The 10,113-nt window shown below is 64.7% G+C and carries 7 protein-coding genes and 1 pseudogene; 7 read left to right on the plus strand and 1 reads right to left on the minus strand.

Going from position 1 to position 10,113, the window contains the following annotated elements; all coding sequences use genetic code 11:
- The 7 genes from EN914_RS11475 to EN914_RS11505 all read left to right on the plus strand — a co-directional run.
- Positions 1 to 2,696: alpha-2-macroglobulin (locus tag EN914_RS11475; RefSeq protein ID WP_164778713.1), on the plus strand; the 2,696-nt coding region annotated here is incomplete at its 5' end.
- A 174-nt stretch (positions 2,697 to 2,870) separates the two neighbouring features.
- Complete coding sequence (gene pbpC / locus EN914_RS11480) at positions 2,871 to 4,952, plus strand: penicillin-binding protein 1C (RefSeq protein ID WP_024501521.1); 2,082 nt, start codon at positions 2,871 to 2,873, stop codon at positions 4,950 to 4,952.
- 206 nt (positions 4,953 to 5,158) lie between these two features.
- Positions 5,159 to 5,917 (plus strand): M15 family metallopeptidase, encoded by a 759-nt coding sequence (locus EN914_RS11485; RefSeq protein ID WP_245265283.1) that lies wholly within the window; start codon positions 5,159 to 5,161, stop codon positions 5,915 to 5,917.
- Between the two features lie 220 nt (positions 5,918 to 6,137).
- Positions 6,138 to 7,163 carry a sulfate ABC transporter substrate-binding protein gene (locus tag EN914_RS11490; RefSeq protein WP_013530876.1) on the plus strand — a complete coding sequence of 342 codons (1,026 nt, stop codon included), beginning with the start codon at positions 6,138 to 6,140 and terminating at the stop codon, positions 7,161 to 7,163.
- 21 nt (positions 7,164 to 7,184) lie between these two features.
- Positions 7,185 to 8,036 carry a sulfate ABC transporter permease subunit CysT gene (cysT, locus tag EN914_RS11495; protein WP_013530875.1) on the plus strand — a complete coding sequence of 284 codons (852 nt, stop codon included), beginning with the start codon at positions 7,185 to 7,187 and terminating at the stop codon, positions 8,034 to 8,036.
- Positions 8,029 to 8,913 carry a sulfate ABC transporter permease subunit CysW gene (gene cysW / locus EN914_RS11500; RefSeq protein ID WP_013530874.1) on the plus strand — a complete coding sequence of 295 codons (885 nt, stop codon included), beginning with the start codon at positions 8,029 to 8,031 and terminating at the stop codon, positions 8,911 to 8,913. The genes cysT and cysW overlap by 8 nt, the downstream gene beginning before the upstream one ends.
- A gap of 13 nt (positions 8,914 to 8,926) precedes the next feature.
- Positions 8,927 to 9,967: a sulfate/molybdate ABC transporter ATP-binding protein gene (locus tag EN914_RS11505; RefSeq protein ID WP_024501523.1), complete on the plus strand. Its 1,041-nt coding sequence runs from the start codon at positions 8,927 to 8,929 to the stop codon at positions 9,965 to 9,967.
- Between the two features lie 14 nt (positions 9,968 to 9,981).
- Here EN914_RS11505 and EN914_RS39175 read toward each other — a convergent pair.
- Positions 9,982 to 10,113: pseudogene (locus EN914_RS39175) on the minus strand (type II toxin-antitoxin system VapC family toxin); the annotation flags it as partial.

Genomic DNA, 10,113 nt, shown 5'->3' on the forward strand with positions numbered 1-10,113 from the left:
CCGCCGATCCCGAAGGACCGGCGACCAGCTACGAGTTCGACGCCGGCTGGTATGTCTCCTCGACCACCACCGAAACGCCTGACGGCCTCGAAATCGCCCTCGACAAGGACAATTATGCCGCCGGCGAAGTGGCCAAGCTGAAAATCTCGCCGCATTTTGCCGGCGAACTCTTGATCAACATCGGCTCCGACAAGCTGTTGAAGACCATCACGGCGTCAGTGCCGGCCGGCGGCAGCACCGTCGACATTCCGGTCGGCGACGACTGGGGCGCCGGCGCCTATGTCACCGCAACCCTGTTCCGGCCGGGCGATGCGCAGGAGACGCGCATGCCGGCCCGCGCCATCGGCGTGAAATGGCTGAAGGTCGATCCGGGTTCGAAGAAGCTCGCCATCACCTTGACGCCACCGGACAAGACCATGCCGCGCCAGCAGCTGTCGATCCCGGTTTCGGTCGCCGGCGTGCAGGCGGGCAGCAATGCCTATGTCATGGTTGCCGCCGTCGATGTCGGCATCCTCAACCTGACCAGCTACAAGGCGCCGGATCCGGAGAACTGGTTCTTCGGCCAGCGCATGCTGGGCATGGAAATCCGCGACATCTACGGTCGCCTGATCGACGGTTCTCTGGGCAACGCCGGCAAGCTCAGGACCGGCGGCGACGGCGCCAACATGCAGGCGCAAGGCAGCCCGCCGACCGAAAAGCTGGTCGCCTTCTTCTCCGGCGTCGTCGAGCTTGACGCCGACGGCAAGGCGCGGGTCGACTTCGACATCCCGCAGTTCAACGGCACCGTGCGCGTCATGGCCGTCGCCTGGACCAAGGACGCGGTCGGCCACGCCCAGTCCGACGTGATCGTGCGCGATCCCGTGGTCATCACCGCCGGCCTGCCGCGCTTCCTGGCGCCTGGTGACGCCGCCGTTATGCGCCTCGACGTCGCCGACACCGACGGTCCGGCCGGCGACTATGCGTTCTCGATCGAAACGACGGGTGACCTGTCGACGGGCGACAAGCCCCTGCCCCAGAAGCTGACGCTCGCCCAGGGCAAGCGCCAGACGCTGACCGTGCCGCTGATCGCTCAGACGGCCGGCAATGCCTCGCTCACCATCAAGCTTGCCCATGCCGACGGCACCAAGGTCGAGCAGACGCTCTATGTGCCGGTGCGCCCGGCGCAATTACCGGTCACCACCCGCCTGGTGGTCGACCTCAAGGGCGATGGCGGCGCGCTTCGCGTCGACAAGGAGCTGCTCGCGGCAAGCCTGCTCGACGGCGCCTCTGTCAGCGTCGGCGTTTCGCAGGCTGCCGCCTTCGACGTGCCTTCGCTGCTGATGACGCTCGACCGCTACCCCTATGGGTGCGCCGAGCAGACCACCAGCCGCGCCATGCCGCTTCTCTACGTCAATGAATTGGCGTCAGGCATCGGCATGGCCAGCGATCCAGATATCCATGGCCGCATCCAGGACGCCATCTACAAGGTTCTGAGCTACCAGGCCTCGGGCGGCAGCTTCGGCCTGTGGGGCCCGGGCTCCGGCGATCTGTGGCTCGATGCCTATGTCACCGACTTCCTGACCAGGGCACGCGAGCAGAAATACGACGTGCCGAGCCTGGCCATGAACCAGGCGCTCAGCAACCTGCAGAACTCACTCGGCTACGACCAGAGCGTCCAGGACCGGGGCAGCGAGATCGCCTACGCCCTCTACGTTCTGGCCCGCAACAAGAAGGCCTCGATCGGCGACCTGCGCTACTATGCGGACACGCAACTCGAAGCTTTTTCCAGCCCGATGGCCGTTGCCCAGCTGGCGGCAAGCCTGGCGCTCTACGGCGATACACCGCGTGCGGAATCGACGTTCAAGACTGCCCTGCAGTTGGCCAAGTCGACCACCGACTACGACTACTACCGCTCCGACTACGGTTCGCGGCTGCGTGATGGCGCGGCGATGCTGGCGTTGGCGGCGGAATCCAAGCCGGTACCGACAATCGTGCCGGAGCTGATCAAGCTGGTGACCAGGGAACGCGCCGAAGCCCGCTGGACCAGCACCCAGGACGAATCCTGGATGCTGCTGGCGGCCCGCGCGCTGAAAGAAGGCAATGATACGATCACGCTGACCGTCAATGGCGCGGCGCATTCCGGCGGCTACTCCGACCAGGTCGAAGGCTCTGACCTTGTCCACAGCCCGCTGACCATCGCCAACACCGGCAAGACCCCGCTGCAGGCCGTCGTCACCACGGTGGCGTCGCCGGTCCAGCCCCTGCCGGCCGGCGGCGATGGCTTCACCATCAGCCGCACCTACTACAAGCTCGACGGCACCGAGGCCAATGTCACCGAGGCGACGCAGAACGAACGCTATGTCGTCGTGCTCAAGGTCAACGAGCAGAACACATGGCCATCGCGCCTGCTGGTCACCGACCTGTTGCCGGCCGGCTTCGAGATCGACAATCCCGGCCTGGTCTCCAGCGCCCAGTTGACGAACTTCTCGTGGCTGGCGCAGACCGATGCGGCCCATCTCGAATTCCGCGACGACCGTTTCGTCGCGGCATTCAACCCGGCCGACGGCGACCACGACCACAATCTGACCCTCGCCTATGTCGTGCGCGCCGTGACGCCGGGTACCTATGCGCACCCCGCGGCAACGGTGGAAGACATGTATCGGCCGCAATACTCGGCCCGCACCGCCACCGGCATGATGGAGATCAAGGCGCCGTAAGGCGCTGATGGTGATGGACGCGATGAGCAAAGTGCCCCCTCACCCGCCCTCCGCTTCGCTCGGTCGACCTCTCCCCGAGGGGAGAGGAGACGGCCAGCGCTGGCGCCAGTCTCTTCTCCCCACCGGAGAGAAGGCGGCCGCGAAGCGGCCGGATGAGGGGGCATCTTTACTGCCATGAAGATGCTTCGCAAATTCGCTGTTGGAGCGGCAGGGTGCGCCGGCATCCTCGCCCTTTCCGCCGCGTCCCTCTGGGAACTCGACCGCGCCTTCCCGCCCCCGCTTCCAGCCGAACTCACGGTCTCCACCGAAGTCCAGGACCGCGACGGCCAGTTGTTGCGCGCCTTCGCCACGCCGGACGGCTACTGGCGGCTCGAAACCCGGCTCGACCAGGTCGACAAGCAATTCGTCGACATGCTGGTCACGTACGAAGACAAACGTTTCTGGGACCATGAGGGCGTCGACGTGCTGGCGCTGGCGCGCGCCGCCGGCCAGTTCGCCACCAGCGGCCACATCGTTTCCGGCGGCTCGACGCTTTCGATGCAGCTTGCCCGGCTGATCGAGCCGCGCGAAAGCCGCAGCCTCGGCTCCAAGATCAAGCAGATGCTGCGCGCCATCCAGATCGAACGGCGGCTGTCGAAACGCGAAATCCTCGAACGCTACCTCACGCTGGCGCCTTATGGCGGCAATCTGGCAGGCGTGCGCGCCGCCTCGCTGGCCTATTTCGGCAAGGAGCCGAAACGGCTCACCGTTTCCGAATCCGCCCTGCTCGTCGCTCTGCCGCAGCTGCCGGAAAAGCGCCGGCCCGACCGCAATTTGAAGATCGCCCACGCCGCCCGCGACCGGGTGCTGACCCGAATGGTCTCCTCCCGCCTGCTCGGCGAGCGCGAGGCCGCACGGGCCGCCCTCGACGATGTCTCGGACCTGCGCCGCACGCTGCCGGCGCTCGCCGCGCACGCCGCCTATGCGATGTTGCCCAAGGCCGTCCCCGGCCAACCCTTGCAACTGACGATCCGCAAGAGCGTCCAGGAGGGGCTGGAACAGGTGGCGAAGGACGCGGCCACCAAGCTCGGCCCTCGCCTGTCGGTCGCCATGGTGCTGGCCGACTCCCGCACCGGCGACATCCTTGGCGAAGTCGGCTCGGCCAATTTCTTCGACGCCAGCCGCTCCGGCTGGATCGACATGACAAAGATCGTCCGCTCGCCCGGCTCGACGCTGAAGCCGTTCATCTACGGTCTTGCCTTCGAACAGGGCCTGGTGGCGCAGGAGACGCTGATCGATGACAGCCCTGTCGATTTCTCCGGCTACCGGCCGAAGAATTTCGACATGGGCTACCAGGGCGATGTCAGCATCCGGCAAGCGCTGCAACTGTCGCTCAACGTGCCGGCGATCCGCGTGCTCGACGCGGTCGGGCCAACGCGGCTGATGGCGCGCTTCCGCCAGGCCGGCGTCAGCCCCATACTGCCGGTCAACGAGGCGCCGGGCCTGGCCATCGGCCTTGGCGGCGTAGGCGTCACGCTGCGCGACCTCGTCCAGCTCTACACAGGGCTCGCCAATGGCGGCAAGACGCACGCGCTGCATGACGGCACCGAGCCGGCCAATGCCGAGCGCACCAGCGCCACCATCCTCGACGGTCAGGCCAACTGGCAGATCATCGACATACTGTCGGGCGTCAAGCCGCCCGAGGGTGCCCTGCAGCGCGGCATTGCCTACAAGACCGGCACGTCCTACGGCTACCGCGACGCGTGGTCGGTCGGCTTCGACGGCCGCTATGTGCTCGGTGTCTGGGTCGGCCGTCCCGACGCCGGCGCGGTGCCCGGACTGTCCGGTTATGTCTCGGCCGCTCCCATCCTGTTCGACGGTTTTGTCCGCTCGGGCCTGGCCGCCGTCCCCTTGCCGGGCAAGCCGCCCGGACTGTTCAGCCCCAGGCGCGAGGACCTGCCGGTGACGCTCGCCCGCTTCGGCGCCGGGGCGGACGGCCTGGTGCAGGCGACAGTGACCGAACCCGCACCGACCATCATCTTCCCGCCCGACGGCGCCCGCGTCGATCTCGGCACCAATTCGGTCGACGCCTCGCCGCTGGTGCTGAAACTGCAAGGCGGCCGTGCGCCGTTCCGCTGGCTCGCCAACGGCAAGCCGCTGGTGGGCATCGACCGTCGCCGCACCGCGACCTGGCAGCCCGACGGCGCCGGCTATTCGACGCTGACCGTCATCGACGCCGCGGGACGCGCGGCGAGCGTGAAGGTGTTTGTCGAATAGACGGCTGCAAGCGATTCGTGGAATTGGCTTTCCACAGGCTCAGCGGATAGCGGGATACTTCACCCATGCCTGTTCCGAGGCACCCCCCTCTGGCCTGCCGGCGATCTCCCCCGCAAGGAGGGCGATCGGATGTCCTTGCCGCTTTCGCCAGTTATCAATGGTGGGGCAGGACGCCAAAGCTGACAATCTCCCCCCTTGCGGGGGAGATGCCTGGCAAGGCAGAGGGGGGTGCCTCGCGCGATCCTTTCCTGTCGGCAGCCTCAGCACTGGCAGCAACAATCCTTGTCACGGCAATCACCCTCCCTGCTCTCGCTGACCCACTCCCCGCCGGCTTTGTCCGGCTCGCCGATGTCGACCCCTCGATCCGCCAGGACATCCGCTACGCCGGATCGGATAATTTTCTGCACCGCAAGGTGAACGGCTATGGCGCCCCGGTCTGCATCCTCACCGAGGATGCGGCGAAGGCACTCTCCGCTGTCCAGAAAGCGATCGCGGCCAAACGCCTGACCCTGGTGGTGTTCGATTGCTACCGCCCTGCCCGCGCCGTCGCCGACATGGGCGAATGGACAAAACAGGGCGGGCCGCCCGATCCGCAATGGTATCCGGAGGTCAGGCGCAGCGACCTGATCGCCAAGGGCTATGTCGGAGAGTTGTCGACTCATTCACGTGGCTCGACCGTCGACGTCGCCGTCGCCCGGATGGACCGCAGGTCCAGCCCAAACCCGGCCTGCGGCACCGGGGATGCCGACACGCTCGATTTCGGTACCGGTTTCGACTGCTTTGATTCAATGAGCGAAACCGCATACCGCGGCCCTGCCAGTGAAGCGGCGGCAAATCGCAAGATGCTTGTCGAAGCCATGCGCGCCGGCGGCTTCAAGAACTATGCAAGGGAATGGTGGCACTTCACGCTGAAAAGCGAACCGTTCGCCAAACAGCGTTTCGACTTTCCCATCACCGCCGATTGAGGCACCGGATCAAATTCCACACCTTGCCTCGGCACTACCCATTGCTAGATAGGCTGAGTGGCAGGGCCATGGATTCTTCCTTTGGCCGCAAGAGGAAAATATTTCTCCAAAGGACGAAATGGCGCCGAACATTTTCTCAAGAGGGGCAAAAAAGGCAACATTGAATGCATCTAATTTCTACCAATTCGGTAGATTTGGCGCGGGTTCAACGGAGGCAGAAATGACCAAACCTCATTTCAGGAAACTGCTCGGCGCACTGGTCGCCACATCTGTCCAGTTCGGCACGCTCGGTTTCGCGTTTGCCGATACCACCATTCTCAACGTCTCCTACGATCCGACACGCGAGCTCTACAAGGCCTATGACGAAGCTTTCGTCGCCCATTGGAAGGCCGAGACCGGAGAGACGGTCACCGTCCAGCAGTCGCATGGCGGATCGGGCGCCCAGGCCCGCGCCGTGATCGACGGCCTCGACGCCGACGTGGTGACGCTGGCACTCGAAGGCGACATCAATGCCATCGTCTCGAAGTCGAAGAAGATCAATCCGGACTGGCGCACCAAATTCGAAAACAATTCGGCGCCCTACACCTCGACCATCATCTTCCTCGTGCGCAAGGGCAATCCCAAGGGCATTCACGACTGGAGCGACCTCGTCAAGGACGGTGTCCAGGTGATCACGCCCAATCCCAAGACGTCCGGCGGCGCGCGCTGGAACTATCTCGCCGCATGGGCCTACGCCAACGCCAATGACGGCGGCGACGAGACCAAGACCAAGGAGTTCGTCGGCAAGCTCTACGCCAATGCCCCGGTGCTCGACACCGGCGCGCGCGGCTCGACCGTGACCTTCGCGCAAAAGGGTCTCGGCGATGTGCTTATCGCTTGGGAAAACGAGGCCTATCTGGCGCTCGACGAGTTCGGCGCCGACAATTTCGACATCGTCTACCCGCCGACCTCCATCCTGGCAGAACCGCCGGTGGCGGTGGTCGACGCCAATGTCGATGCCAAGGGCACGCGCAAGATCGCCGAAGCCTATCTGAGCTGGCTCTATTCCAAGGAAGCGCAGACGATCATCGCCAAGAACCATTATCGTCCTGCCAAGCCCGATCTGGTGCCGGCCGAGGACCTCGCCAAGCTGCCGCCGATCAAACTTGTAACCATCGACGATCCACAGTTTGGTGGCTGGAAAAAAGCACAGCCTTATCATTTCGGCGATGGTGGTATATTCGACCAGATCTACAAGCCCCAGTAAGCAGTCGATATTCAGGACGACATGACCACAGCACCCGCCCAAGCGGGGTGGCGATTCAGGCAGCCGAGCGTCATTCCGGGTTTCGGATTGACGCTCGGCTTCTCGCTTGCCTACCTCACCCTCATCATTCTCATCCCGCTATCCGGGCTGCTCTGGCGCTCGGCCGCCCTTGGCTGGCCTGAATTCTGGGCGATCGCCACCGATCGCCGCACCATCAATGCGCTGAGAATCAGCTTCGGCACTGCCTTCGTCGCGGCTGCTGTCAACGTCGTCTTCGGCACGCTGGTCGCATGGGTGCTGGTGCGTTACCGCTTCCCCGGCCGCCGCATCGTCGATGCCATGGTCGATCTGCCCTTCGCCTTGCCGACGGCTGTGGCCGGCATCGCGCTGACCACGCTCTACGCGCCGAACGGCTGGATCGGCAAATTGCTGATGCCGCTCGGCATCAAGGTCGCCTATACCCCGCTGGGTATCGTCATCGCGCTGATCTTCATCGGCCTGCCCTTCGTCGTGCGCACCGTGCAGCCGATCATGGAGGAGATCGACAAGGAAGTGGAGGAAGCCGCGGCCACCCTTGGCGCCAATCGTTTCCAGATCATCACCCGCATCCTGTTTCCGGGCCTGGCGCCGGCCATCGTCACCGGCTTCGCGCTCGCCTTCGCGCGCGGCGTCGGCGAATACGGCTCGGTCATCTTCATCGCCGGCAACTTGCCCTACAAATCAGAGATCGCGCCGCTGCTGATCGTCATCCGGCTGGAGGAATACAATTACCCGGCGGCAACCGCGATTGCGGCGATCATGCTCGCTCTGTCATTCATCATGCTTTTGGTCGTCAATCTCGCACAGTCGTGGAGCCGCAAGCGCTATGGCTGATCCGGAGATCAAATCCTACGAACCGCACCATGAAAGCCAATCGGCGGCGGTCACGGAAAGCCGCCCGGCGCGACTGGCCCTGATGGCCGTCGCCTTTGCCTTCCTCGGCATTTTCCTGCTCTTGCCGCTGATCATCGTCTTCAACGAAGCCTTCGCCAAGGGCATCGGTGCCTACACCGAAGCGCTCGGCAATCCCGACACACGCTCGGCGATCCGGCTGACGCTGCTGGTCGCCGCGATCTCGGTACCGCTCAACATTGTGTTCGGCATCTCCGCCGCCTGGGCGATCGCCAAGTTCGAGTTCAAGGGCAAGGCCTTCCTGACCACGCTGATCGACCTTCCCTTCTCGGTCTCCCCGGTCATATCGGGCCTCGTCTATGTGCTTCTGTTCGGCGCCCAGGGGCTGCTCGGCACCTGGCTGAAAGCGCATGGCATCGTCATCCTGTTTGCCGTGCCGGGCATCGTGCTGGCCACAATCTTCGTCACCTTCCCCTTCGTCGCCCGCGAGTTGATCCCGCTGATGCAGGAGCAAGGCAATGGCGACGAGGAGGCAGCGCTTTCGCTTGGCGCCAATGGTTGGCAGACCTTCTGGTACGTGACCTTGCCCAACGTCAAATGGGGGCTGCTCTACGGCGTGCTCCTGTGCAATGCGCGCGCCATGGGCGAGTTCGGCGCAGTCTCGGTGGTGTCGGGCCATATACGCGGCCTGACCAACACCATGCCGCTGCATGTCGAAATCCTCTATAACGAGTACAACGCCGTCGGCGCCTTCGCCGTCGCTTCATTGCTTGCGGGCCTGGCGCTCGTCACGCTGGTCTTGAAAACACTTCTCGAGATGCGCTACGGCGCCGAGATCGCCGCGACGCGCGGACACTGACAGAGGGATTTGCATGGAAGTTCGCGTTGCCAACGTGCGCAAGGAGTTTGACCGGTTTCCGGCCCTCCACGACGTGTCGCTCGACATCAAGTCGGGCGAACTGATCGCGTTGCTGGGGCCGTCCGGCTCCGGCAAGACGACGCTGCTCAGGCTGATCGCCGGACTGGAGCGGCCGACGCGGGGAAATATCTTCTTCGGCGACGAGGACGCCTCGCACAAGTCGATCCAGGATCGCAATGTCGGCTTTGTCTTCCAGCACTATGCGCTGTTCCGGCATATGACGGTGGCGGACAATATCGGCTTCGGCCTGAAGGTCCGGCACGGGCCGTCGCGCCCGCCGGCGCAGGAGATCCGCCGCCGCGCCTCCGAGCTTCTGGACCTTGTCCAGCTGTCGGGGCTGGAAAAGCGCTATCCGGCGCAGCTTTCCGGCGGCCAGCGGCAGCGCGTGGCGCTGGCGCGCGCCATGGCCATCGAACCCAAGGTGCTGCTGCTCGATGAACCGTTCGGCGCGCTTGACGCGCAGGTGCGCCGGGAATTGCGCCGCTGGCTGCGCGAAATCCATGACGCCACCGGCCACACCACCGTCTTCGTCACCCACGACCAGGAAGAGGCGCTGGAGCTTGCCGACCGCGTCGTGGTGATGAGCCAGGGCCGCATCGAGCAGGTCGGCACCGCCGACGATATCTACGACACGCCGAACTCGCCCTTCGTCTACGGCTTCATCGGTGAATCGAGCTCGCTTCCCGTCAAGGTCGAGAATGGCGAGATCTGGCTCGCCGATCGTCCGATCGGGATTGCCGCGCCCAACGAGCCCTCGGGCGATGCGACGCTCTATTTCCGCCCGCACGATGTCGAACTGCTGGACGGCTGCAGCGGCTGTATCGCCGGCACGGTCGCCGCCAGCCGCCGCGTCGCCGGCACGCGCCGGGTCGAGCTAGAGATCGGTGGTGAGCGCCAGCGGGTCGAAATCGAACTGCCGGTCGATCACCCCGCGGCCCAGAAAAGCCGGGTGGCGTTCCGCCCGGGGCGCTGGAAGCTGTTTCCGGCGGCTTGAACCTCGGTCGAGCGCTATGCCAGCCAGTTTTCGACCTTCAGATTCCTGATCCGGGTGAACTCGCCCGTGTTGGCGGTCACCAGCGTGGCGCCCAATGCACAGGCATGAGCGGCGATAAAAAGATCGTTGTGGCCAATGGTCTGGCC

This window comes from Mesorhizobium sp. M7A.F.Ca.CA.001.08.2.1, from assembly GCF_003998455.1.
Classification (GTDB): domain Bacteria; phylum Pseudomonadota; class Alphaproteobacteria; order Rhizobiales; family Rhizobiaceae; genus Mesorhizobium; species Mesorhizobium ciceri.